Annotated in this window: 20 protein-coding genes; 8 read left to right on the forward strand and 12 right to left on the reverse strand. The window is 41.0% G+C overall.

Annotated elements, in window-relative coordinates; all coding sequences use genetic code 11:
• Positions 1–114: 114 nt before the first annotated feature.
• The 5 genes from ACEQ81_RS04800 to ACEQ81_RS04820 all read left to right on the forward strand — a co-directional run bounded on the left by ACEQ81_RS04800 (position 115) and on the right by ACEQ81_RS04820 (position 8821).
• A complete protein-coding gene (locus ACEQ81_RS04800) occupies positions 115–3165 on the forward strand; it encodes a SusC/RagA family TonB-linked outer membrane protein (RefSeq protein ID WP_411029707.1) in 3051 nt (1016 codons plus the stop codon).
• 18 nt (positions 3166–3183) lie between these two features.
• On the forward strand, positions 3184–4671 hold the full coding sequence (locus ACEQ81_RS04805; RefSeq protein ID WP_411029708.1) for a RagB/SusD family nutrient uptake outer membrane protein: 1488 nt from the start codon (positions 3184–3186) through the stop codon (positions 4669–4671).
• Positions 4672–4813: 142 nt separating this feature from the next.
• On the forward strand, positions 4814–5863 hold the full coding sequence (locus ACEQ81_RS04810; protein WP_411029709.1) for a glycoside hydrolase family 130 protein: 1050 nt from the start codon (positions 4814–4816) through the stop codon (positions 5861–5863).
• Positions 5863–7098: an MFS transporter gene (locus tag ACEQ81_RS04815; protein WP_411029710.1), complete on the forward strand. Its 1236-nt coding sequence runs from the start codon at positions 5863–5865 to the stop codon at positions 7096–7098. The genes ACEQ81_RS04810 and ACEQ81_RS04815 overlap by 1 nt, the downstream gene beginning before the upstream one ends.
• A complete protein-coding gene (locus tag ACEQ81_RS04820) occupies positions 7091–8821 on the forward strand; it encodes a hypothetical protein (RefSeq protein ID WP_411029711.1) in 1731 nt (576 codons plus the stop codon). Before ACEQ81_RS04815 ends, ACEQ81_RS04820 begins: the two co-directional genes overlap by 8 nt.
• A gap of 470 nt (positions 8822–9291) precedes the next feature.
• Here ACEQ81_RS04820 and ACEQ81_RS04825 read toward each other — a convergent pair whose 3' ends face one another.
• The 6 genes from ACEQ81_RS04825 to ACEQ81_RS04850 form a co-directional block, all read right to left on the reverse strand.
• On the reverse strand, positions 9292–10029 hold the full coding sequence (locus tag ACEQ81_RS04825; protein WP_411029712.1) for a GNAT family N-acetyltransferase: 738 nt from the start codon (positions 10027–10029) through the stop codon (positions 9292–9294).
• Positions 10030–10032: 3 nt separating this feature from the next.
• Positions 10033–10482 (reverse strand): DMT family transporter, encoded by a 450-nt coding sequence (locus ACEQ81_RS04830; protein ID WP_411029713.1) that lies wholly within the window; start codon positions 10480–10482, stop codon positions 10033–10035.
• 81 nt (positions 10483–10563) lie between these two features.
• Positions 10564–11157 carry a Crp/Fnr family transcriptional regulator gene (locus ACEQ81_RS04835; protein ID WP_411029714.1) on the reverse strand — a complete coding sequence of 198 codons (594 nt, stop codon included), beginning with the start codon at positions 11155–11157 and terminating at the stop codon, positions 10564–10566.
• A 92-nt stretch (positions 11158–11249) separates the two neighbouring features.
• Positions 11250–12197 carry a haloalkane dehalogenase gene (locus tag ACEQ81_RS04840; protein WP_411029715.1) on the reverse strand — a complete coding sequence of 316 codons (948 nt, stop codon included), beginning with the start codon at positions 12195–12197 and terminating at the stop codon, positions 11250–11252.
• Between the two features lie 48 nt (positions 12198–12245).
• Complete coding sequence (locus tag ACEQ81_RS04845) at positions 12246–13142, reverse strand: alpha/beta fold hydrolase (RefSeq protein WP_411029716.1); 897 nt, start codon at positions 13140–13142, stop codon at positions 12246–12248.
• A 60-nt stretch (positions 13143–13202) separates the two neighbouring features.
• The gene (locus ACEQ81_RS04850) at positions 13203–13604 is read right to left on the reverse strand and encodes a MarR family winged helix-turn-helix transcriptional regulator (protein WP_411029717.1); all 402 of its coding nucleotides are present in this window, start codon (positions 13602–13604) and stop codon (positions 13203–13205) included.
• 180 nt (positions 13605–13784) lie between these two features.
• Here ACEQ81_RS04850 and ACEQ81_RS04855 point away from each other — a divergent pair, with 180 nt between their 5' ends.
• The 3 genes from ACEQ81_RS04855 to ACEQ81_RS04865 all read left to right on the forward strand — a co-directional run bounded on the left by ACEQ81_RS04855 (position 13785) and on the right by ACEQ81_RS04865 (position 17807).
• Positions 13785–14150, forward strand: a complete 366-nt coding sequence (locus ACEQ81_RS04855) for a hypothetical protein (RefSeq protein ID WP_411029718.1) — start codon at positions 13785–13787, stop codon at positions 14148–14150.
• 438 nt (positions 14151–14588) lie between these two features.
• Positions 14589–15284 (forward strand): ABC transporter ATP-binding protein, encoded by a 696-nt coding sequence (locus tag ACEQ81_RS04860; protein ID WP_411029719.1) that lies wholly within the window; start codon positions 14589–14591, stop codon positions 15282–15284.
• A 123-nt stretch (positions 15285–15407) separates the two neighbouring features.
• Positions 15408–17807, forward strand: coding sequence for an ABC transporter permease (locus ACEQ81_RS04865; RefSeq protein ID WP_411029720.1), 2400 nt, complete (start codon positions 15408–15410; stop codon positions 17805–17807).
• Positions 17808–17876: 69 nt separating this feature from the next.
• Here ACEQ81_RS04865 and ACEQ81_RS04870 read toward each other — a convergent pair whose 3' ends face one another.
• From ACEQ81_RS04870 to ACEQ81_RS04895, 6 genes are read right to left on the reverse strand one after another with little or no spacing between them, the layout of a single operon-like run.
• Positions 17877–19043 carry an alpha-hydroxy-acid oxidizing protein gene (locus tag ACEQ81_RS04870; protein WP_411029721.1) on the reverse strand — a complete coding sequence of 389 codons (1167 nt, stop codon included), beginning with the start codon at positions 19041–19043 and terminating at the stop codon, positions 17877–17879.
• Positions 19044–19068: 25 nt separating this feature from the next.
• Positions 19069–19410: an L-rhamnose mutarotase gene (locus ACEQ81_RS04875; RefSeq protein ID WP_411029722.1), complete on the reverse strand. Its 342-nt coding sequence runs from the start codon at positions 19408–19410 to the stop codon at positions 19069–19071.
• A gap of 26 nt (positions 19411–19436) precedes the next feature.
• Positions 19437–20216 (reverse strand): SDR family oxidoreductase, encoded by a 780-nt coding sequence (locus ACEQ81_RS04880; protein WP_411029723.1) that lies wholly within the window; start codon positions 20214–20216, stop codon positions 19437–19439.
• Positions 20217–20220: 4 nt separating this feature from the next.
• Positions 20221–22320, reverse strand: a complete 2100-nt coding sequence (locus ACEQ81_RS04885) for an alpha-L-fucosidase (RefSeq protein ID WP_411029724.1) — start codon at positions 22318–22320, stop codon at positions 20221–20223.
• Positions 22307–23857, reverse strand: coding sequence for a sulfatase (locus ACEQ81_RS04890; RefSeq protein ID WP_411029725.1), 1551 nt, complete (start codon positions 23855–23857; stop codon positions 22307–22309). The genes ACEQ81_RS04885 and ACEQ81_RS04890 overlap by 14 nt, the downstream gene beginning before the upstream one ends.
• Entirely contained in the window at positions 23847–24797 is a 951-nt protein-coding gene (locus ACEQ81_RS04895; protein ID WP_411029726.1) for an alkaline phosphatase, read from the reverse strand. The genes ACEQ81_RS04890 and ACEQ81_RS04895 overlap by 11 nt, the downstream gene beginning before the upstream one ends.
• Positions 24798–24801: the final 4 nt, after the last annotated feature.

Below are 24801 nucleotides of genomic sequence, written 5' to 3' on the forward strand. Positions count from 1 at the left end.
TATTGTATGTGCTACCCATTAAGTTTGCTGAACAAGATGTAGGATAACCAACTACCAAATTGATTCATAAAGAAAACCAACCAAACTAATTATCAACCTAATTCATGACCGATTATGAAGAGAAAAAACATTATTAGTAAACTATTTTTTATTTTGGGCTTGTTATGGGGAAGTGTTTCTTACGCGCAGACCGTAACGGGTACAGTTTCCGATAGTGAAGGTCCCTTGCCAGGTGTAAGTGTGGTGTTAAAAGGAACCACCACTGGAACGACGACCGATTTTGATGGACAGTACATTCTTGAAAATGTAGATTCCGCAGCTATTTTAATCCTTAGTTATGTAGGCTATGTTACCCAAGAGATTCCCGTAGGTGTAAAAAGCACCATTAACGTTGTACTGGCCCAGGATATGCAAGCTTTGGACGAGGTTGTACTGGTGGGCTATTCGGCAAGGAAAAAGTCTACTTTAACAGGTGCGCTTTCTGTTGTGGATATTGATGATCTTGAACGGACTAGGGTCGCAAACGTTTCACAGGCGTTACAAGGCCAGATTGCAGGGGTACAGGTAACTTCCAGCTCGGGAGCTCCCGGAGATCCGGTTCAAATACGTATACGGGGAGAGGGCACCATTGGAAATAACAATCCATTATTTATTGTGGACGGTATTCCTTCCCGAGATATCAATTTTTTAAATCAGTCGGACATCATGACCATGACCGTTTTAAAGGATGCAGCGGCATCGGCAATTTACGGTTCCAGAGCTTCCGGGGGTGTGGTATTGATTACCACGAAGAACGGGAGAAAAGGAAAATTAAGTTTTGATCTAAACTATTTTACCGGGGTGCATACGGCGTCCAACCTACCCAATATGTTGAATACAGAGCAGTATATAAATACGTTGGAGAAAGCATGGAACAATTCGGATAGGACAGGAGAAAATCCGTATACGGCGGATAGAGGTAGAGCCGATTTTGCCGATACGGACTGGTTAGATGAGTTATTTGAACAGGGAAGATCCAATAATCTACAGTTAACGGCCAGCGGAGGAAGCGATAAAATGCAGTTTTTGTTATCCTTGGGCCATTACGGTCAGGATGGTATTGTAGTCTTTGATAATGACAGGTACAAACGAACAAATTTTAGGGCTAATATAAATGCGGACTTTACGGACCGTTTAAAGATTGGCTCCAATTTACAGCTATCGCATGAAACGCAGGATAAAATAGCTTCAAAAGGAGAAAGCCTCATACGGTTTGCATTGTTAAGGGCACCTGTTATACCGGTTTATAAAGATGTCGGCGACCCTACCTATTCCGAACGCGATCCTTTTACGGATATGCCCTTTTTTACACCTACCGGATATGACGTAGGACTACAGAGAACAATGTATGAAATGGTTGGTAACCCAGTAGCAAGGGCATTTTTTACCGATGATAAAAGAAAAATCTATAAAACTTTCGGCAATGTGTATGGGGAATATGCCTTTTTAAAGGACAAGGAATTGAAATTCCGGACCAATGCCGGAATCGATTTAACATTTTTTCACAACAAAGCGTTTAATGAGAATTTTGGTGATGATGATGGAGGGGGAAATGCAGAAGACCAGGGCTTGGGAAGGCAAAATAGGCCCAATAGTTTAAACGAGGAAAGAGGAGAGGCCTATACCATTACGATAAACAATACCTTGAACTACGCAAAGATCTTTAACAAGCATGATGTTAATGTATTGATAGGTACGGAGTATATCGAAAATTTCGAATCTTCCATAGGTGCAAGCAGAGCGCGTTTCCCATTTACTACTGGTGAATTTAGATACTTGGATTTTGGGGGTACGGAAACCGATCTATGGAATAGCGGTACGGCCTCGGAATGGTCTTTATTCTCTTTGTTCGGCTCAACATCTTATGTGTTCGACAGCAAGTACATGGTTACGGCGAACATTAGGGCCGATGCTTCCTCAAGATTTTCCGAAAACAATAGGTGGGGATATTTTCCCTCGGTTTCCACTGGATGGAAAATTTCCGATGAAAATTTCCTAAAGGACGTGGACTGGTTGTCCAACTTAAAATTAAGGGCAAGTTGGGGGAAACTTGGTAACCAGGAGATTGATGATTATGCGTATCTAACTTTGGTAAGTCAAGAGAACGGTATTGTAAGAACAAACCGGTTTGGTAATCCAGATTTAAAATGGGAGAGCTCTACACAGTCTAATATTGGTGCCGATATTGGCCTGTTCAATAATAAAATGGCCATAACGGTGGAGTATTTTGAAAAGAACACCACGGATATACTATTGCCTATAAGTTTGCCCTCTGTAGTAGGAGATGTAGCCCCTACTATTGTAAATGCAGGAGAAGTAAGCAATAAAGGTTTCGAATTTTCCCTGAATTACAGAAATTCGGAACACGAATTCAAGTACAGCATAAATGCCAACCTTGCCACGTTGACCAACAATGTGGAAAAACTACATCCCAATGTTCCCAATATTGTAGGGGAGGTAACAAGAACTGAGGTTGGCCAATCCCTAAATGCCTATTACGGATATAGTATGATTGGAATTTATCAAAATCAGGCGGAAATAGACGACCACCTGAGTGGAACACCAAATTCAAACGTAAAGCCTGGGGATATTAAGTTTAAGGATATAAACGGTGATGGGGTAATCAGCGCCGATAATGACAGGGAATTTATTGGGAATCCAATTCCGGAATTAACCTATGGCCTTACCTTTTCATCATCCTATAAAGGGTTTGATTTCTCCTTTCTTTTCCAAGGGGTAAACGGTGTTGATAGGTACAATCAGGGAAAACAAATTTTGGATTTCGATACCCGCCCCTTTAATTACACTACTGCTATTTTGGGTGCATGGGACGGCGAAGGAAGCAGCAACACCATCCCACGGGTAGCATTTGAAGACAATGGGAGCAGTAGGGTGTCCAGTATTTTTGTAGAAGACGCCTCCTATTTGCGCCTTAAAAACATAGAACTGGGTTACACTTTAGAATCCATAATCGGTATTCAGGATATACGTTTTTATATATCGGGTCAAAACCTGTTAACATTTACAGACTATACGGGTTTAGACCCGGAATCCACGGACTTAATGGATCTAGGCACATTTCCATTGTCAACGACCGTCTTGTTCGGTATAAACGTTACATTTTAATCTTCAAAATCATCAACTATGAAATACATATATAAAAGCATTTTCGTTGTTTTCTTCCTCATGGCGATACTAAGTTGTACAAATGAACTGGATAATGACCCTATAGGGCTTCTAACAATAGATCAAGTAGATTCCAACCCTTCGGTCACTACCCTGGAGTCTTCGGTATTTGCATCGTACCAACCCCTTAAAAATACCTTGAACGGTATTATACCCGATTGGAGGTGGGATTTGGGCACGGTATTCAGAAATGATATTGTATTGCAAGACATGGCTTCCAACGATATGAACAAAAAATGGAATCCCGATGGGGACCAAGCTTGGATGGATAAGATCCCCGAGTTTAGCTTCACCTCAGAAAACCAAGCTTTTAATGGTATTTGGGTCTATGATTATGAAGGGGTCAGCAGAGCAAACCTTGCTATAAGTTTTTTAACGGATTCCGAACTGGTAAATACCACCGGAATGCCCGAGGCGCGTAAAAACCAATTATTGGCGGAGGCCTATTTTTTAAGAGCGTTCTATTATTTTGATCTGGTCAACAATTTTGGCGATGTGCCTTTAGTACTTAATTCCCCCGATTCGTTCGAGGAAGCTTTCTCCGTTTCGGTTAGGGCACCTGCCGATGAGGTCAGGGCGCAGATAAACTCGGATTTATCGGCTGCCAAGGCAATTGCACCTAACGCAAAACATGCGGATGCCTCCGAACCATGGAGGGCATCAAAAGGTGCTATTATCGCTTTACAGGCCAAAGTGGCGTTGTATACAGAAGATTGGGTAACAGTACTTAGCCTGATCTCGGAACTAGATGCCCTTGGGTTTTATAGTTTGAACGCCAATTATTTTGATAGTTTTGATGCCTCCCTTGAATTTTCGGATAACGAAGTCATTTTTGCCTACGACCATCGTTCGGGTGAAAACCCAAGAAACGGAAATGGATTTGGTGCAGTAACCAGTTGGGGCTTTTTTGCACCTACCGACGATTTTCTCAATGCTTTTGAAGCGAATGACCCTAGATTATTATATACAATAGATGTGGAGAATAGGCGCTCATCCAAAATATTGGGATCCACCTCGGATTTTTTAGGAAATGACGATTCTCCTGGGAACAAAGTTTTTATCCGCTATGCCGATGTGTTGCTTTGGAAAGCGGAAGCATTGAACGAAACAGGGGATTATGCAGGAGCCATTGCCATTATCAATCAAATAAGAACTAGGGCCCGGACGAGTGCCACTGCAGATGGTTCCACTATTCCTGTGGGAACTTTGCCGGATAGGGAAAGCTCTACAAACCCAGTTGAAATAGAAGGGTGGGTCATGTCCGAAAGAAGAGTAGAATTGGGTTTTGAATCCCAGCGGTTCAATGATTTAAAAAGATGGGGTACGGCCAAAACGGTACTTACGGCATTGGGGAGAAATTTCCAGGACCATAACTACCTATATCCAATTCCCCAAAGGGACATTGATAAATCTGGAGGGTCCATTCAGCAAAATGCGGGCTATTAGCCAAAACAGTTTAAAGAGTATTGTTTATTTAAGTTAGTTTAATTTTCCTTGGAGAAGTAGTATTATACTACATACTACTTCTCTTTTTTTTGTAAAACCTTTCCGGTCTTCCTGTTTTTTAACGCTAAAATTTGATCCTTATATGGCAGATATATCCATTCGGCACAAAAATAACCCTTTACTGTCCCCAAAAAATTTGATTCCCAGCGATCCAAGCATGATCATTGAATGTTTACTAAATCCTGGTGTGTTTGAATTTGATGGTAGAATAGGGCTATTGGTACGTGTAGCGGAACGCACAGCCCAAAAAGAAGGCACGGTATCCGTGCCCATTTATAATAGTAAGGGCAATGTAGAGATTCTAAATTTTGATGGGGCCGACCCCAAATTGGACACCTCCGATGCAAGGCTGATTTCGTATGACGGAACGGTTTACCTAACCACCATATCGCATTTGCGATTACTTTTTAGTGATGATGCAACTACTTTTTATGAATTGGATGAATACCCTCCCATTTTTGGGGAAGGGGAATATGAGTCCTATGGCATAGAGGACTGTCGTGTTGTCAAGATCAAGGACACTTACTATTTAACCTATACGATGGTTTCCCCAAATGGAGTGGGAGTGGGATTGCGAACGACCAAGGATTGGAAAAATTTTGAACACAAGGGAATGATCCTGAGCCCCCACAATAAGGATTGCGCCATATTTGAAGAAAGGATCAACGGAAAATTTTACGCTTTGCATCGCCCCAGTAGCCCGGAGTTGGGCGGAAACTACATTTGGCTTGGAGAGTCGCTTGATGGGGAGCATTGGGGAAATCATAAGTGCATAGCAAAAACAAGAAAAGACAAATTTGATAGCAAGCGCTTAGGCGCCGGTGCAGCTCCAATAAAAACGGAAAAAGGATGGTTGCAGATCTATCATGGTGCCACGGCAGAACATAGGTATTGTCTAGGTGCCATCTTACTAGACCTTAAAGATCCCTCCATAGTAATTGCACGTTCTGAAGAGCCTATTATGGAACCTTCGGCAGATTATGAACGAACAGGTTTTTTTGGTGAGGTAATTTTTACCAATGGCCATCGTGTTAGTGGTGATCAAATTGAAATGTATTATGGGGCGGCGGACGAGTTTGTAGGTTTGGCCACTTTCTCTATCAAGGAAATATTAAAAACACTGGAACAATAATGGGAACTTTCGCAAGGGTAGGATTAAAAGATTTTACAAGGAGTGCAAAAATATTGATACTTACCAATATAATATACGCCTTTGTACTTCCGGTCATAGATATTTTTGTGGCATCCTATATTATGAGAAATTCAAACGATCCCACCAAGGTAATATTCTATCAATTGGCTATTTACACTGGGATACCCATTACCTTTTTTATAAATGGTTTTTTGTTAAATCGCGTTAGCGTTAAAAAATTATTCTCCATAGGTATGTTGTTGAGTGGGGTCTCCATGGTTTTTATGATGTCCTTAAAGGAAATAAATTATTTTGGATTGGTATCGGCCGGATTAATTATGGGAATGTCCTTTGGTTTTTATTGGGCCAACAGGGATTATCTAGTGCTGGCTACCACACGGGATAGAACCCGAAATTTTTATTATGGACTGGAAACTTTTTTCTATACCATTATCGCATCGGTTGTCCCTATTGTTATAGGTTGGTACTTGGTCAACGGCAATGGTAATTCCAATGAAGGTGTTAACCATGGCTATAGGGTTGTTACAGGGGTGGTTTTTGTAATTACCATCTTGGCGTCAATAGTTTTCCATTTTGGCACCTATGCTAAGCCCAAGAGCGAGAAATTCCTGTACTTTAAATTTCATAAACTCTGGAAAAAAATGCTTCAGTTGGCATTGTTGAAAGGTTTGGCCCAAGGGTTCATAGTAACGGCACCAGCTATGTTGATGATGAAGTTCTTTCGTTCGGAAGGTGCATTGGGGACGGCCATATCCATAGGAGCGATCATTTCAGCGATCATTATGCTACTTTTAGGGAAGTATACAAAACCAAAACACCGTTTGGTTATCTTTAGCGTAGGGATAATTTGCTTTTTCCTTGCATCTTTGTTCAATGGTTTGCTTTTTAACCCGTTAGGGGTCATTATTTTCATGTTTCTATTGTTAATCGCAAGGCCCATTCTGGATATTGCCTATTTCCCAATACAGCTTAAGGTAATCGATCTACTATCGGAAATAGAGAACAGAAATGAATTTTCCTATATCCTAAACCATGAATTTGGTTTATATGCAGGCCGTCTAATAGGAGCCGGGACTTTTATCGGGATTGCCTATTTTATCAATTCGGATATTGCACTGAGATATGCGCTTCTGATTATAGGAGCACTTCAGTTGCTTTCCGTACATATTGCCAAACAACTTTTAAAACAACAGAAGACACTTAAAAATGAATAAACTAGTTTATTTAATGGCACTGGGACTAGGTCTTGCACTTGGTTCGTGCAATACAAAAAAATCGGAAGACCTTACTGCAAAACCGGTAGAGCAAATACAATTGGAACGTATCCGATCTATGCCCAACTTGCCCAAACCTTTCAAAATATTGGATTTTAAAAAAATGGCTAGGAATTTTGATTCGCTGGTATTCGATAAAAACCAAACGGGGGAATATTGGCCATTGATATGGGACGATGATTCTCGTAAAAACTATAATCAGCAAACCTTTGGCATCTATACCGCCATGGGAGATATAAGACAGGGGGGAGAAAACCACAACGGTATTTTTCACGAATCTTTGGCGACCATAGGTACGGTACTTGGAGCAAGCTTAGTGGGTATTGATAAGTCAGATCAAGATGGCAAAAATTATGTTGCCATGTTAAGGAATTATTTTAATTCCGAAACTAATTGGGATATCGTGATGAACAATACTTGTCCTGAGGTTGCTATGTTGGGCGGAGGTTATGCAAGGGATTGGTGGTACGATGTATACCCTAACGTACTGTTTTATGGGGTGGCGGACCTTTATCCGAAAGAAAAGGATTATACCGCCATTATGCGTTCGGTCGCTAATAAATTCTATGAGGCCGATTCGGTATTGGCAAGCAATTACAAGTATTCGTATTTTGATTATGCCACTTTGGAACCAAAAGAGAGTTGGATCTGTGCACAGGAAGATATCGCGGCAGGTCATGCATACATCTTATTTTCGGCATATCAAAAATTCCATGACCCTAAATATTTAGAAGGGGCCAAATCTTCCTTGGAAGCTCTGCTAGGGCAGCAAGATAACCGCTTTTATGAAATATTGATGCCGTTTGGGGCGTATGTGGCTGCAAGGCTCAATGCCGAAGAGGGAACGGATTATGACTACACAAAAATTCTTGAATGGACCTTTAATGGAACATCGGACTGCAGGGAAGGATGGGGTGTTTTAGCCGATAATTGGAACGGATACGATGTGTCCGGTCTGGTAGGTAGCACAGTTGATCACGGGGGTTTTGCTTTTTTGATGAACACTTACGATACTATGTGGCCTTTGGTACCCATGGTCCGATATGATCAAAGATATGCCGATATTATCGGAAAGTGGATGCTGAATGCAAGTAATGCCCTTAAATTTTTCTATCCTTATGAAATGCCAGATAATCACCAAACCATTCCCGAACAAAAGCACCATACTAAAGGGGTAATAGCCTATGAAGGTCTGATCAAAGAAGCCCATTTTGATGAATATAAAAATATGGAAGCACCTATAGCCATAGGAGACGGGCCACATTGGATCGAGGGCAATCCCGATATTTCCCAGTTTAGTGTATACGGGAGCGGACATGTAGGTATCGCAGCCTCGATAATTGAAAAAACCGATGTTCCTGAAATTCTAAAATTGGATTGTTTAGCAACGGATTTTTACCGTAGGGATGCGTATCCAACATTTCTGCTCTATAACCCCCACCCGCAAGAAATGCAGATAACATATAGATGCAACAATGCTACAAGGGTAGATTTATACGATGCAATTACCCATAAAATAATAGCGCAGAATGTTAGTGGTTCGATAAAAATAACCATCCCCATGGAATCATCCCGATTAATTGTTGAAATTCCGTCCGGTTCTCCGGTGATTTTTGCCAATGGAAAATATTATGTTGATAAAACCGTAATAGCATATAGGTAGAGATGTTTCTGTGGAAATTAAACTAACTCGCGGCTTTACGATCTAAATTCACTTTTTAGGTGTGCCTATGTTATTTTCTTTAGAAGTATAATTTATGCTAGGTTTATTTGCGTAAAACCAAATTCCCATAAGAATAGTTTCTAGAATAAAAATTCCAATTCCATACATCACTATTTTTTGGTGTTTCATTTCCTTCATCTCTGTATTATGTGGTGCCAATTACTCTTCCATCCCTTTAATAAGTTCATCAATTTTTTTCAACCTAGGTATGAATTCTTTTTTGACCGCTCTTTTATTAAAGAAGTGACCCAGGATGGCCATTATTATGAATCCTCCTCAGCGGTCTTCCAATTCTTCACTTAGTCCTCTAATTTTTGTGCGATATCTGCTTCCTGCGGCTATAGCCGTCTGGAGTGCCAAATGTTCGGATTGAAAGACCTCAATAGTTTAAAAGCTGATTTCCAATCTGCTTAAACATGTTGCGGCAGTACGTAGTTCCTCATTAAGAACTGTTCTTCAAAACCTAGCTTTTCGTACAACCCTTTCCCCATTGCAGAGGCTTGAAGCACGGCATAATTATATCCTTTATCAACCGCTTCATATAACATGGAATGCATCATTCTTTCGGCATACCCTTTTCTTCTCATTTCAGGAATGATTCCCATGGAATGGATTCCAACAACCTCTTTTCCGCTGCAGTACATTAAAGCCGTGCCTACTGGAGATGTCTTGTCATACGCAATGAGATAATCTATTTCGCCATAGCTTTTTAGGAGTAGTTTATGGTTAATTTTGTAGTTAAAGGCTTTTTCAAATAAGGATTCCCATAATAGTGCCGTGCCTTCGTCTTTTACTTTGTTGAGGTCAATTTCTGAGGGAATAAAATTACCTTTTGTAAGATCAGTGGCCATTCCTACCTGTTCCAAAACTTTTTCAAAACCATTTTTTTTCAGAAGGGGCTCGTAATCATTCCCGTCAATGTCCCAATAGGGAACCGTAATTTTGGTCGTAGCCGTAGAAATAGTTTTTTTCACAAGATCCAGGTCACCTTGATTAGGTCTATTTATAAACCACAGCCTATTGGGCCAGTCGGAGTAATTTACAATTCCATAGTCAAAAATATCTCCGACTACATAAGCGTTGGCCCTTCTATTTACTAATTTCCATAACGAGGTTAAATTATCTATGTTACGTTGCTTTAAGTTCATTTTTTATGTGTTTTTAATTAATATAATTCCTAAGGTCATGGCAAGAACGCCAAAGACTTTTTTATAGGCTAGAGGTTCTGTAGGCAATCCAAACCAGCCAAAGTGCCCAGCTATAACAGAAAACAAGATTTGTCCGAAGAGGCCTATTGAGATCATTGTTGAAATACCCAATTTTGGTATCGTATAATAATAGAGGCCAATACCTGCCACACTGAATAACGCTCCCGAAAACCACAAGTAGTAGGGTATGTCCTTCAATTGATAGAAAGAAGGAAAATGTCTGGTATTGATGGTCACAGCCAAAAAAGCTATCACCGTACTTACAATATAGGCTACAAGGGAAGTCAGCATCGGACTTTTAAGTTGCTCGCTCAATTGAGAATTGAAGCCTCCATGCAAGGCCAAAAACACCCCGCCTACAAATGCCAAAAGAATTGGTGCCGACTGACTCATAATTCAAAATATTAATGATTTATAGGCCAAAATTAGGGTAGTTCTTAACCCCCTGCATTTACATATGTTGATAAATGAATTTTAAAGATCTTTTCTTATTCTGCTAAGCTGAGTTGGTGTAATTCCGAGATAGGAAGCTATTAACCATTGGGGTACTCTCTGGGGTAATTTGGGATACCTATTAAGGAAGGAGATGTAGCGTGCTGTAGCATTTTCTGTGGCAAATGAAATCTGTCGCCTTTCATTCTCAATAATCCAATTTTGTTCTAGATTAACGATGTAATAATTCTTTAAGTCATCATGATTGTAGATTACTTCCTTATAGCGCTGATAGTTCATTTCGAGAATGATTCCGTCCTCAACGGATTCTATACCAAACCCGGAAGGGGTATTTGTAAGCATGGAAACCGTGGAACCGGCTAAATGACCCTCAACGAAAAAGTTTTTGACATATACGTTGGCTTCATCATCCATCCATTGGGATACGAGTATTCCCTCGCAGACAAAATAAACATTTCGCGCGGTCTGTCCCCGTAATAAGATACTCTCATTTTTTTGGACACCTCTGACTTTTATAAAGGGAAGGAACTCTTCAAAAGACGTTTGGGAAACAGGGGCAAATCTGTTTAGGTACGTATAAAAAAGTTGTATATGTGGATCGTCCCAAGAAACCATGGTTGAAGCTTTATCAGTGCTTTTTCGTTATTTGGTGCACTTAGGATTGTTTTATTTAGTGTTGTGCCAGTTAAAGATACCAAAAAAGATGACTATGGCGATGAAGGGGCCACTGGCTTAAAATGGGTTGTTCTAAACCACTTAGATATTGCCGCAGCAATTTCCGTAGGGAAATCTTCCTGCACATAATGTGACTCCTTTAAAAAGCCTTTTGAGCTTATTCCAAGATATTCCGTATGAAGGTTCGGATAGCTTTCTTGCATCTGTATAACATGCCATGGCTTTATAAGTACTCCTGGTTTTACCCACAGTAATAATTTTGGTATGGAAGTCTTACTTAACCAATCGTGGTTACTTTTGACCATCTCGTATACATCCCTCGGTTTCTTATTGATCGGAATTTCGTTGGGAAAAACATAAACGGGCTTTCTGCTACTCTTGGAAAGAAAAGGCGCCGCATAGTATTCTCTTTCTTTAGCACTCAATTCTCTCTTTGTCCCCATATGTAGCAAGATTTTCTCAACGAAGAAATTATTGTTTATAATCATCCATTGACCAATAAAGGGTGTTCTGAAAAGTCGGAAGATGAGCCTGGTACCGGCTTTCCCAAAGTCCCATTTTTTTGGTTTTATAACACCCTCCATAAACGCAACTCCCTTAACCCTATTTTCGTTCTTGCGCGCAAAAGCCAAACCCAGGGCCGTTCCCCAATCGTGCAGCACGAAGACAATGTTGTCCAATTGCAGTATGTTGATGAATTCCTCGATGTACCTTTCGTGGGTAAGTACCTTGTAATCAATTTTAGGTTTATCGGACTTGCCAAAACCTATTAGATCTGGTGCAACCACCCTTCCTTGCTTGGCAAGTTCGGGAACAATGTTCCGCCACAGGTAGTTGGAGCTGGGGTTGCCATGGAGCAATACAAAGGTGGTTTGGGGAGTGTTTTTCTGATTGTTTTCGTCTATATAATGTAATTTGGCCCCGTAGACTTTCAGGAATTTGGACTCAAACGGAAAGTCGGACGTTATTTTAGTTTTCATGCTATTTGTTTTTAGGTAGGGTATAACTTGGTGTAAAAAATCCGTGGTTTATTCAACTGCCAAGGCACTTGCTGTAACTTTTTGAGCTAGAAATTCCTTGGTCGCCTTTATAAGGTCAGTGGGTTTATCCATATGCACAAAATGTCCGGCGTCCTCTATAATTTTGAGGCGGGCATTGGGTAGTTTTTCTGCCAAAAGCTCTGCTAGTTTTACATTGATAAAACGGTCGTGCCTTCCCCAGACCACCAATACGGGCTGCTGTACTTCATGAATCCTACTTTCCAAATAGGCCTGCCCGGGGGCGTTGTTTTGAAAATAGGACAGAAAAACCTTTTGGGTAGTTTTGTTGTAGCCATCCGCAAGGAATTTATCCTGGATTTCTTTGGGTATGTTACTGCTTTTGTAAAATCCTTTGTTATAAGCGATCTTGGCAGAAATTCTTGGGAACCATTTGATTAGTGCTTTGGCCCTAATAGAGTTCTTGCGTCCAAAACTCCTTACTTCCCATGAAGAATAGGCAGTGGTAGGGAAAGGGATTCCGTCCATAACTATGATCTTGCCAATCCGGGTAGGGTTTTCTACCCCCATGATCAACGCCGGTGAAAGCCCAATGTCGGTAGCCATAACATGCGCCTGTTGAATTTTGAGCGTATTCAAAAAATCTATACCAACCGCCGCAAAAGTGCGGGGATTGTGTTTTTTTAGATCAGTAAAGGCCTCACTACCTCCAAAACCGGGCCAGTCGATGGCCAGAACATGATAGTTCTTGGATAAAGATGGCGCAATAGCGTACCAGGTCTGAAGATTTTCGGGAACCCCGTGTAGGAGTAGTATTGTTGGGTTATTGGGGCTGCCGAGTTCTGCGTATCGGATGGTAAGTCCAAATTTTTGAATGCGCACTTGTTTTGTGCTAAATAGTTTCGAATTGTCTTGATCTGTTTTCATTATAGTTTTTATTATTGATTTGAATATATGTTGTATATGCAACTTAATGTTTAAATTTTTTCAACGCATTCTACTTTCTAGGTTTTGGAGGCTTTGTATTCCATCATTTTGCAATTGTTCCACCAGCACATCCATGGCTTTTTCCCATTGAGGAATAAGTACTTTTACCAAATCCAGGCCTTGTTTTGTTAGTTCAACTTCTGGCCTGTATGCTACGGTTCGCAATACCAAGCGTTGTTTTTCAAGGAGTTTAACGTTTCTACTGATCGTAGATCGTTCAAGACAAAGAACTTCTCCCAATTTTCCTTGCTCTACCTTGCCTAGTTCGTGCATCGTAAACAGAATAGTCATTTGGTTTTCAGTAATTTTGTGGTCGCCCAAGTACTTTCGGATATGCCCGTCCGCAATTCGCGATAAACGTCTTAGTCTAGACCCAATACAATGCTCTAACCGATACTTCATGGCACAAAGATAAAAACCAAAGTTGTATATGCAACATGTTTAACCGTAAATTAACACAATCCCTGTTATTCGGACATAACCACGTGCATAGTGTTGGCAAGTGGCTACTGATATTTGTCATTTTGTGGAATTGAAAGTTTCATTATTTTTGAATTTAATACCTTCATGTAAATTAATATTATGATAAAGTATGTAATAGCGGTATTGTGTGTAATTTGTTCGTTACCCATCACAGGACAGGTAACCCCTACCGTACAACAGCCAGTTATAGGTGATGTTTTTCAAATTGGCGAAGCGGCAAGTCCAGGGTATACTCATATTGATTTTCCACGTGCCCATACAATCATTAAAAGGGGAGGCATAGCCAATTACAAAAGTGTAAGGGGCAATCTTGTAGTAGTAACCAATATTGGCGAAAAGACCAATGGCGAGGTGGTAATTACCGTAGCCCGTAAAGACGGAAGACGTTTTTTTAGAAGCTTTCGTACCGTAAAGATTGACCTTGAAAAAGCCTTGGTAAGCGGGGAGTTAAAAAGACAGGGTTAATCTTAGACATCAAAAAAACCACTATTCTAAAATGTTGTCCTTATAAAGACATAAATATAGTGCTTCGCTATAATCAAGGATCCGTGCTGCATATCATCTCCTAATGGCTTCTGCCAGGATTTAAATTGCTAACTAAGCAATGAGTTTGGACCTAACAGCGTCCATTTTTTTTACATTATCTGTCCATTTTTTTTACACTTTACTTTCGGTTATAAATAATTTGGTGTTTAATACGCTGATTATCATTTATTTAAAATATTGGCATAGCTATAGTATATAATTTGACGTGCTAGTAATAGATAACATATCACGATTGGACATGAAGTTGATGACCCTCAACAGCAGTAGGGAAGTTAAAGAAATAGTTTTAACATAAAAAAATGTAACATTTCATGAGTTGGTGTAGTCCTTATAACTAAACCACAAATCCAATCTAAAATGATTACTATCCAAAATTTGAAAAAAAGCTTTAGAACCGAAGATATAGAAACCTTGGCCTTGAACAATACAACCCTTAAAGTAGAAGAAAGCGAATTTGTTGCCATTATGGGCCCCTCAGGATGTGGAAAATCTACCTTGTTGAACATTATTGGTATGCTAGATAATCCAACGGAAGGCAGTTATAACTTTGCCGGTAATGAGGTAGGCGGACTCAAAGAAAGCCAACGCACATTATTACGAAAGGGCAATCTTGGTTTTGTATTTCAGAGTTTTAACCTCATAGATGAACTAACGGTTTATGAGAATGTAGAATTACCCCTTATTTATCTTAAAATGGGAAAAAGCGAACGTAAGAAGAGGGTAATGAAAGTATTGGAGCGAATGAAAATAGCTCATAGGGAAAAGCACTTTCCACAACAACTATCGGGAGGGCAACAACAACGCGTTGCAATTTCCAGGGCTGTAGTGACCAATCCAAAACTTATTCTGGCCGATGAGCCCACCGGAAATTTGGATTCCAAAAATGGCGTGGAGGTTATGAATCTTTTGACCGAGTTAAACCAAGAAGGTACTACCATTGTTATGGTTACGCATTCCGATAGGGATTCGCACTATGCACATAGGGTGGTAAACCTGTTCGACGGTCAGATTGTAGCAGAAAGCCAAAATAGGGCCCTGGACGCCATGATATAACCATATAACACTATGAAATAAAAGAGAGTTTATTCATCAATCGCCCTTAATCGATAATAAAAAGGGCCAATCAAATCAAAAAAAACGAACAACAATTAAACCATTCAAAAAATACGATAAACCATGTTCAAGAACTATTTAAAAATCGCTTGGCGAAACCTCCTGAAAAACAAAGCGTATTCCGCCATTAACGTTGGGGGTCTTGCTTTAGGAATGGCCGTTACCCTTATCATTGGTCTTTGGATGGAAGACGAGCTTTCTCACAATGAGTACTTTACAAACAAGGATAAAATTGCGCAAATTTTTCAGTCACAGACCTTTAACGGACAAACGGGTACCGGACCGGCAATACCAAGGCCATTGGAAATGGCACTACGGGAAGGTTATCAAGATAATTTCAAACATCTGGTCATGTCCTCGTGGAATAACGATCAGTACCTAAAATATAAAGAAACCAGTATCTCTAGATCAGGTAATTTTATGCAACGGGAAGCACCCGAAATGCTGGACCTTAAAATTCTAAAAGGCGAAAAAGATGGTGTAAGGGAGATAAATTCCATAATGCTCGGTCAATCTACCGCTAAAGCCTTGTTTGGAGAGGAAGATCCTATCGGTAAGGTGATTAAGGTAAATAGCGAATATGATATGATGGTGACCAGTGTTTATGAGGATATTCCTTTTAAAAGCTCTTTTACCGACACCCAATTTATTATGCCATGGGAAAAATATATTACTGAACGAGAGTGGGTAAAACAGGCAGTGGATAATTGGGGAAACAACTCCTTCCAATTGTTTGTACAAATTGCCGATAACACCACCATGGAAAAAGTAACCGCGACCATTAAGGACGTAAAAAAGGATTTAAACGAGGATACAGTAGAATTTAATCCCCAACTGTTTCTTTTTCCCATGAAAGACTGGCATTTACGGGGTAATTTTGAGAACGGAAAACAAGTAGGTGGCCGTATAAAATATGTTTGGTTATTTGGTATTATTGGAGCCTTTGTGCTGCTATTGGCATGTATCAACTTTATGAATCTAAGTACGGCAAGGTCCGAAAAAAGGGCCAAGGAAGTCGGTATAAGAAAATCTATAGGCTCCCAAAGGGGCCAATTGATCTATCAGTTTTTAAGCGAATCTTTTTTAGTAGTATTGTTTGCTTATGTAATTGCCATCCTAATAGTGTTGTTGTCATTAAATGGGTTTAATGAGTTGGCAAGAAAACAAATAGAATTCCCTTGGGGTGCAGGCGTCTTTTGGTTCATTTCCATATTATTTGTTTTGTTTACCGCTTTATTGGCGGGGAGTTATCCGGCCCTATATCTATCTTCATTTAGACCGGTTCAGGTATTAAAAGGTACTTTTAAAGGAGGTAAATATGCAGGCACTCCCAGAAAAATTTTGGTTGTACTTCAATTCACCGTTTCGGTTGCATTTATCATAGGAACCGTTATTGTAATGCAGCAAATTAACTTTGCCAAGAACCGTCCTGTGGGTTATGACAAGGAAGGCCTAATACAGGTGCCTACCATGAGTCAGGATTTTAGGGGTAAGTACGACCTTATGCGAAGCGAATTCCTGGGCTCCAATGCCGTGGTGGAAATGTCTACCTCTAGCAGTCCCACTACACGTATTTGGTCTAACCGAAGTGGGTATAACTGGGAAGGTAAACCAGAGGGTTTTCAGGAAGATTTTGCCTGGACGGAGGTTTCCGCCGAATACGCCAAATCGTTAAATTTGAAAATTGTTCAGGGCCGTGATTTTTCGCGTGAGTTTGCCTCAGATTCCAATGCTATTCTTATTAATGAAACTGCTGTTAAGTATATGGGTATTGTTGATCCAATAGGTAAATTTTTAAAGGATGATGACGAAGAAGATCCGGATGAACCCATGCAAATAATTGGTGTTGTAGAGGATATGATCGCTCAATCGCCCTATGAACCGGTAAAACAGGGCTTGTATGTGTTTGATAAGAATGAGAATGCAAGCTATTATAATCTAAGGTTAAACCCTAACCAAAGTGCAAGTCAAAACTTGGCCATTGTAGAGCGGGTCTTTACCCAGCATTTCCCCGATATTCCGTTTCAGTACGAATTTGTGGATGAGCAATATGGTGCAAAGTTTGCATCCGAGGAACGTGTGGGCAGACTATCGGGCATTTTTACGGCCTTGGCCATATTAATCAGCTGTTTGGGATTGTTTGGTCTTACATCATTCGTAGCAGAGCAGCGCACCAAGGAAATTGGTGTGAGGAAAGTATTGGGAGCTTCTGTTTTCAATGTATGGAACATGCTTTCCCAAGACTTTTTAAAGTTGGTGATCATCTCTTGTTTTATTGCCGTCCCCATAGCATATTATGTTATGAATGGTTGGCTACAAGAATATCCATATAGGGTAATCCTTAAGTGGTGGATTTTTGCCTTGGCAATGTTGGGTGCCATGTTCGTAACTGTTGTAACGGTAAGTTTTCAGGCCATTAAAGCCGCAAAAGCCAGCCCTATCAAAAGTTTGCGTACCGAGTAAACCTAAAATGTAAGAAAACGGAGGGGCGGTGTATTGGGGTATCGCCGATTTATGGAAATCCAAATTGTTTTAGACTTTGGTGATGAGATAATTGGGAAGGTGACTTACTTTTTCACAGCATATCTGTTCCATAACCTGTTTCAGTTCTGTTTTAATAAGAGATATGGTATGATCGCCGCCTTTTTTACCTAAGGCGGCTACACCGTACATAAATGTGCGTCCCATAAAAGTAAATTGTGCCCCGCTGGCCAGCGATCTGGCCACATCTGGGCCGGATCGTATGCCGCTATCCATCATTACCGTTATCTTATCCCCATAACGGTCCGCGATTCTCGTAAGTGGTTTTATGCTAGATTCGCCGGCATCTAACTGCCTTCCTCCATGGTTGGATACGATAATACCATCCAATCCCAACGCCACGGCCTTCTCCGCATCTGCTTCGTTGGCGACTCCCTTAAGTACTAATTTGCCCTTCCACATATCTCGGATGGGGGCAATCTTTTCCTCGTTTAATCTACCCGAAAAAGTTTCGTCCATAAATTTACCAAGCTGACTCAGGTCCAAGTTTTTGGGCATGTAGGGTTTTAAGGTTTCAAAATTTGGCTGTCCATGCAACAAGGTCTTAAGGGCCCAATTAGGTTTTCCAAATATTTGAAGGATATTGTTCAAGGTCATTTTTGGGGGCATGGATAGCCCGTTTCTTATATCTCTTGGACGAAACCCAAATGTTGGTACATCGCAAAGTATAACCAGCACGGGACAACCGGCAGTTTCTGCACGTTTAATAATGTTGTTCCTAAGCGCATTTTCCTTAGGGTGGTATAACTGAAACCATGCTTGGCCTTCCGTAATTTCGCTTATCCGCTCAATACTACTTGTGGTTACGGTACTAAGTACAAAGGGGACATTGTGTTCAAAAGCTGCTTTTGCCAATATTTCTGGTGCGTTGGGCCACATTAAACCTTGCAAACCAACAGGGGCGATACCAAAGGGAGCATCATAGGTATGACCAAACAGTTGGGTCCGGGTATCCGCATTTTTGTATTCTTTAAGATAATGTGGTTGTAGTTCAACTTTGCGCAGCTCGGAAGTGTTTTTATGAAGGTTTATATCTTCGTTACAGCCACCGTCCAAGTACTCGAAAGCAAATTTTGGAATTCGTTTTTTGGCCCTATCTCTAAGGTCTGCCGTTGAGGGAAACCTAGAACTGAATTTTATTTCTTTAGGGTTGGACATCTTTCTTGGATTGCTTGTTTTGACTCTAGGACTCTTTTTTTAATTCAAATATTTTGCTCATAAGTGACCATTTTTCTCCGGGCTTTGCAATAGAGAGTCGCTGTTGATAACGTTCCATCAGATCTTCCCATTCCTGTGTTTTGGAATTTTTTTGATCGGCAATCGCTTTTTTTTCGAATGAGAAATCGTCCTCCGTTTCTATGCTCATAAACAGTCTTGTACCCAAACGGTATATCTCCATGCCAACAATTCCCGAGTCTAAAATAGCTTGTGTTATTTCTGGCCATACATTTTTATGATAAGCTTCATATTCGGCTATCAGTTGGGGATCGTCTTTTAGATCCAAGGCAAGTGCATATCGTTTCATATCAATCTGTTTGTAAGCCTTTCCTTTTATAACGCTCGGTCCAAATGGGTGTATCCACCATCCACAAAGATGAGCTGGCCCGTGGTATGACTAGACTTGGAAGAGAGCAAAAAGGCCACGGTATTGCCTATTTCCTCAACAGTTGTCATTCTATTTTCCAGAGGGATTTTAGATGTAATTTCCTTTAATCTTTCCTTAGGGTTTGGAAATGTATTTATCCATTTATGATATAGGGGTGTTAGGCATTCTGCAACGATTACGGCATTTACACGTATGGAGTACTTTAGCAATTCTAGACTCCACTCTCTGGTTAAGGCATTTCTACCCCCATTGGCAGAAGCATATCCCGAAGTTCCGCCTTGCCCGGTAAAGGACGTTTTAGATCCAATATTAACAATGGCTCCCTTACTCTTCTTAAGTTGGGGAAGCGAATAATGAGCCATTAAATAATAGTGGGTTAAATTTCTATTTATGGATTGTAAAAATTCTTCGTAGTTGCCGTCCTCTAAACCTACACCATCATTTACACCTGCGTTATTCACCAAACCATCGATTCTTCCATATTTTTGAACGACCCGCTCAACTGCAGCTCTGCACTGATTGGGGTCTGTAAGTTCCGCTAGGGCATAATATGCCTCTCCAAACGTATCTTCGATGTGTTTTACCGCATCCAATACATTCTGTTTGTTTCTACCCACGATTACAGGTATGGCCCCTTCAGATGCCAGCACTTGGACTATGCCATTACCAATTCCTTTGGAACCTCCAGTAACTATGATGATTTTATCCTTTAAGTCTAAATCCATTCTTTCATCGATTTGAAGTAATGATCCCTATTTCACCAAAAGAAGCCCTTTTATCTTCCCCTGCTATGTTTACAGCCTTCAATTTAATAAATCTGGCTTTGATGGTATTGAAGGTTATCGATTGTTCTACAGGATTATTGACAATATTGCTAAATTCTCCTTTGGCAACCCTTGTCCAGTTGATACCCTTATCACTTACAAAAAACTCATAGTTCGTTATAATCCCAAACGACCAACGCTCTTGCATGGGCCAGTAGGTAAAACCGTTTAGGTTATGTTGCTTCCCAAGGTCTAACACCACCTCTTTAGGGCCTTCTGTACCCTTGTCCATGGCCCAGAAAGTTTTAGGGTCGTCGTCTATCATTTTAAATGCTTCTTCCAATTTTCCCGATGAGGTTTTCACCACGTTCCAGTCTTCTTTACTGAAATCAAAGTATTTTACGGCAACACTAGTCTCTCTCTTATCATTGGGGTCAAACGCCATAGCTTTTATAGTGGTAGGCGTGTTTATCAAAAAGGGCTCTTGGTATTTTAAGGAAGAGGTTGTAGGTGTGGTACCGTCCAAGGTATAGAAAACAGTAATGTTCTTATCGGGTACTTCTAAAGTAACCAATCCGCTCCGGTTTCTTGTAATTTCTGGTTCCGTTAGTAAATTTGGCGCTTGGTAACAAGAAATGTTAGCTATGGTGGGTGGCCCTTTGGCCTCGAGGATATTCACCTTTAGCTTGGTGGTCGTAACCGCATCAAACCGTAAGATACGTTTATATCCTATAGTGGTCTGTTTATCAATTTCTTTCCAGTCTCCGTCAACCTCCGCTTCAATACTAAATTTACTTACCCGTTGACCCAAAGGAATATATTCTTGCAAAACAATTCGGTTCACCTGGGTAGGGTTTTCAAATGAAATGGTAATAGATGCTTCCGTTGTACCGTCATTGGGCGCCCAATAGGTCTCCGCATTTTCGTCATTGATATTTTCAACGGCAAAATCACGGCTATTGCCTCTTACCTCCGTTGCAGATACCTTTTGTCCTTTGGCAAGATCTAGTGAAAAATCTTTGTCTATCTGTTGTCGAAGCAGCAGTAACTGCTTTGCATCTTTTTCGTGTACCAAACCTCTAGGGTCTACAGGAAGGTTCAATAAAAAATTACCATTTCGTCCAATGGATTCGTAGTATATCTTTACCAAATGCGCCAGTGATTTTACCTGATGGTCTTCGGATGGATGATAGTACCACCCGGGGCGTATGGATACGTTTACTTCCGATGGTAGCCAATGCGTGCCATCTTCATGACCCGATCTAAGCTCTACATATCTGGGCCAACCCGGGTATATCTCGTCTCTCCTCATAATACTCCAGTTGGTTTCATTGGCCCAACCTTCTTCGTTCCCCACCCATCGGATATCTGGTCCGCCATCACTAAAAATAACCGCGTTAGGCTGCAGTTCTCGTACAATAGCGGTAACCTTGTCCCATTCGTAATAGGTTTTATTGTCTATTTTTCTGTCTTCATTGGCACCTCCATAATATCCAGAACCTCCATTGGCACCATCAAACCAGACTTCAAATATTTCTCCGTAATTGGTCAATAGCTCACGCAATTGTTCATGATAATCTGCCACATATTTTGGCTTGCCATAATCTTTGTGGTTTCTGTCCCAAGGGGAAAGGTAAACGCCAAATTTAAGGCCGTATTCCCTGCAGGCATCGGAAAGGTCTTTTATTAGATCGCCCTGACCGTTTTTCCAAGGCGAATTTTTTACTGAATGCTTCGTGGTCTTGGTGGGCCATAAGCAGAACCCATCATGATGTTTAGCAGTGATTATGATACCTTTCATACCTGCTTCACTGGCTATCTTTGCCCATTGCCTGGTATCTAACTGAACCGGATCGAACAGTTGGGGAGATTCCCCGCCAAGGCCCCATTCCATATTGGTAAAGGTGTTCATGTTAAAATGTACAAAGGCATAATATTGCAGTTCGTGCCATGCCAATTGCCTTTCAGAAGGCACCGGTCCAATAGGGGCTGGGGGTTTGGTCTTAGAACAAGATTGAACAACAAACAGTATTGCCAATAAGGCAAACAACTCAGTTTTTTTCATGGGCCAGAATTTCATCAGGGAACGGTATCTGTACCCCGGTTTTTTTGTTCGATGGCATTTGTGCATTTACCGTTCTCAGATAGTTCGATAGTACCTCTGCCAACTCTTTTGTTTTTTCAGAATTTACCAGGGCCAAATTTTGGGCCTCCCCAATATCGTCATTCAGGTTATACAATTCCAGGTGTCCGTTCTCATGGAAGTGGATAAATTTCCACGCACCCAGTCTAACCGCACTAGATGCCCCTATCCCCGGTCCTGAAGGGCCCCATTCATTTGGATAATGCCAAAACAAGGGACGGGGTTCGGCGATTTGCTTTTCTTCTGTAAGTATCGGCACAAAACTTTGCCCGTCTATAGTTTGAACAACCTTTGGGTTTTTAATTTGTGCCATTTCTAGTATGGTAGGATAGAAATCTTCGATAATAACGTATTCCTCGGAAACGGAATTGGGTTTTACTTTCCCCGGCCATTTTACAAGCATAGGTTCCCTTATACCACCTTCATAAACAGATCCTTTTCCGCTAGAAAGGGGTTTGTTATGAGTGTGTAATTCTCCACCACGAGCCACGGCACTAAGTCCGCCGTTATCCGACATAAATAAGATAATGGTATTTTCCGTAGCGCCTTTTTCCTCCAAAAAGTTCATAATGTCTCCCAAACTTTTGTCCATGCCTTCTACCATGGAGGCATATTTCGCTTCGGTAGAATCTAACCCTTTTTCCAAGTATGGTTGTAGAAAACGGTCATCGCCCATTATTGGTGTGTGCACCGCGTAATGGGCCATGTATAGAAAGAATGGTTGTTTTTTGTTCATGGCCGAGTCAACGGCCTTTAGAGCTTCTTGGGTAATGGCTTCGGTTAAAAAAATATCTTTACCATGATATTTTTTTAAACCGGGAACAGCCCAAACTTTGCTCTCTGACGGATTGTTTCCAAAGCTTTCCGTACCCAAATAGCTTTCGGGTGCCCCGGCCGCGTGGCCTCCTATGTTAACATTAAATCCAAGATTTAATGGGTTGGCTCCGGGTGTTCCAATGGCTCCGAAATGCGCTTTTCCGGAATGGATGGTAAAATACCCATTATCTTTTAACAACTGTGGTAATGGGGTGGCGTATACAGCTTTGGTATCACCCTCCACCGGGCTTAGCCCATTAACATTCCATTCGGGAAATGTAAGTGTTTCATGGTTTGTTTCCATTGGTTGCAATAGGTCTTTCTCTAACGTCCAATTGGTAACTCGGTGTCTGGCGGCATTCATCCCCGTCATTAGACTTACCCTTGTAGGCGAACATACCGCGGTGGCATACGCCTGGGTCATTTTTATACCTGAAGCTGCCAAACGTTCCATGTTTGGGGTTTTATAGAGGTCGTTGAAAGGGGTTTTTTTAGACCAAAACGGCACGGAAGTATCTTGCCATCCCATATCATCTACCAAGAACAATACAATATTGGGGGCATCAACCGTAAGTTCTTTCTTTTGGGGCGCACAAGTGGTCATTAAAATTAGGCCAAATAGGGCCAGTATGTTATTTCTCATTGTTAAAGATTTCGTTAATTGGTTCTCCTCTCCAAAAGGGTGGCGTCTCCAAACCCAAGATTTTGGCGATGGTGGGCGCCGTGTCGTAGGTGACAATACTAGATTTTAGTGCCCCTTTTGCAGGAAGGTTGCCTCCATAAGCGATCCATGGAATCTCTACTTCTGCCAAGGTTTTTCCTCCATGACCTTTTTCTACCCCTCCGTGGTCCGAAGAAAAAAGAATAACGGTATCCTCTAGCATATTGTTTTTTTCGAGTGTGTTCAGCATGTGACCTACAAGGGCATCTATTTCTTCCACAGCACTAAAGTATTCTGGGGTTCCATGACCAATGGAATGTCCGGCACCATCTGGCTCGTCAAAATGTACAAAGGTAAGTGCAGGCTTTTCGTTTAAAATAAAATCCAACGCCGCACTCATCGTAAGGGAGTCTGTTTTTCCGTTATAGTCTAGATCGGTCATGTTTTTTTCGAAAAGATAACCAATACCTCCCCAGGTATAGGAAACGCCCTTTTTTGCCTTAGGAAGTTGCTCATGGATTAAACTAAAAATTGTGGGGTATATGTTCCCTTGACCGATGATTCTGGATGGTAATTCGGGAGTTTTGCTACCCCATTCCATATATCCGTGCAATTCCGGACCAGAACCCATGATCATGGACGCCCAGTTTACAGCGCTTGAAGAAGGCAATACAGACCGAGCTTTTAATGAATAAGACCCCTTGCTCATCATTTTTCGCAAATTGGGTATTTTGGCTTCCTTAAAAGCATAAGCTCCAAAACCGTCGGAACCAATTAATATAACATGTTTGGCTAGTTGTTTGCTGCTTTCATCTTCCTTTACGGTCTGACAAGAATAAAATAGACCCAATGTAAAGAGCACAATGGCACATTTTATAAATACGTTTCTGGTAAATCGGATTTCAATTACGGTAAACTTCATTTGT

The sequence above is a fragment of the Spongiimicrobium sp. 3-5 genome (genome assembly GCF_046557915.1).
Classification (GTDB): Bacteria; Bacteroidota; Bacteroidia; order Flavobacteriales; family Flavobacteriaceae; genus JBHEBG01.

What these genes read in the sequence shown, in the direction of transcription:
- ACEQ81_RS04800 (WP_411029707.1), top strand. Translation starts at nt 115, where the DNA reads ATGAAGAGAAAAAACATTATTAGTAAACTATTTTTTATTTTGGGCTTG.
- ACEQ81_RS04805 (WP_411029708.1), top strand. Translation starts at nt 3,184, where the DNA reads ATGAAATACATATATAAAAGCATTTTCGTTGTTTTCTTCCTCATGGCG.
- ACEQ81_RS04810 (WP_411029709.1), top strand. Translation starts at nt 4,814, where the DNA reads ATGGCAGATATATCCATTCGGCACAAAAATAACCCTTTACTGTCCCCA.
- ACEQ81_RS04815 (WP_411029710.1), top strand. Translation starts at nt 5,863, where the DNA reads ATGGGAACTTTCGCAAGGGTAGGATTAAAAGATTTTACAAGGAGTGCA.
- ACEQ81_RS04820 (WP_411029711.1), top strand. Translation starts at nt 7,091, where the DNA reads ATGAATAAACTAGTTTATTTAATGGCACTGGGACTAGGTCTTGCACTT.
- ACEQ81_RS04825 (WP_411029712.1), bottom strand. Translation starts at nt 10,029, where the DNA reads ATGAACTTAAAGCAACGTAACATAGATAATTTAACCTCGTTATGGAAA.
- ACEQ81_RS04830 (WP_411029713.1), bottom strand. Translation starts at nt 10,482, where the DNA reads ATGAGTCAGTCGGCACCAATTCTTTTGGCATTTGTAGGCGGGGTGTTT.
- ACEQ81_RS04835 (WP_411029714.1), bottom strand. Translation starts at nt 11,157, where the DNA reads ATGGTTTCTTGGGACGATCCACATATACAACTTTTTTATACGTACCTA.
- ACEQ81_RS04840 (WP_411029715.1), bottom strand. Translation starts at nt 12,197, where the DNA reads ATGAAAACTAAAATAACGTCCGACTTTCCGTTTGAGTCCAAATTCCTG.
- ACEQ81_RS04845 (WP_411029716.1), bottom strand. Translation starts at nt 13,142, where the DNA reads ATGAAAACAGATCAAGACAATTCGAAACTATTTAGCACAAAACAAGTG.
- ACEQ81_RS04850 (WP_411029717.1), bottom strand. Translation starts at nt 13,604, where the DNA reads ATGAAGTATCGGTTAGAGCATTGTATTGGGTCTAGACTAAGACGTTTA.
- ACEQ81_RS04855 (WP_411029718.1), top strand. Translation starts at nt 13,785, where the DNA reads ATGATAAAGTATGTAATAGCGGTATTGTGTGTAATTTGTTCGTTACCC.
- ACEQ81_RS04860 (WP_411029719.1), top strand. Translation starts at nt 14,589, where the DNA reads ATGATTACTATCCAAAATTTGAAAAAAAGCTTTAGAACCGAAGATATA.
- ACEQ81_RS04865 (WP_411029720.1), top strand. Translation starts at nt 15,408, where the DNA reads ATGTTCAAGAACTATTTAAAAATCGCTTGGCGAAACCTCCTGAAAAAC.
- ACEQ81_RS04870 (WP_411029721.1), bottom strand. Translation starts at nt 19,043, where the DNA reads ATGTCCAACCCTAAAGAAATAAAATTCAGTTCTAGGTTTCCCTCAACG.
- ACEQ81_RS04875 (WP_411029722.1), bottom strand. Translation starts at nt 19,410, where the DNA reads ATGAAACGATATGCACTTGCCTTGGATCTAAAAGACGATCCCCAACTG.
- ACEQ81_RS04880 (WP_411029723.1), bottom strand. Translation starts at nt 20,216, where the DNA reads ATGGATTTAGACTTAAAGGATAAAATCATCATAGTTACTGGAGGTTCC.
- ACEQ81_RS04885 (WP_411029724.1), bottom strand. Translation starts at nt 22,320, where the DNA reads ATGAAAAAAACTGAGTTGTTTGCCTTATTGGCAATACTGTTTGTTGTT.
- ACEQ81_RS04890 (WP_411029725.1), bottom strand. Translation starts at nt 23,857, where the DNA reads ATGAGAAATAACATACTGGCCCTATTTGGCCTAATTTTAATGACCACT.
- ACEQ81_RS04895 (WP_411029726.1), bottom strand. Translation starts at nt 24,797, where the DNA reads ATGAAGTTTACCGTAATTGAAATCCGATTTACCAGAAACGTATTTATA.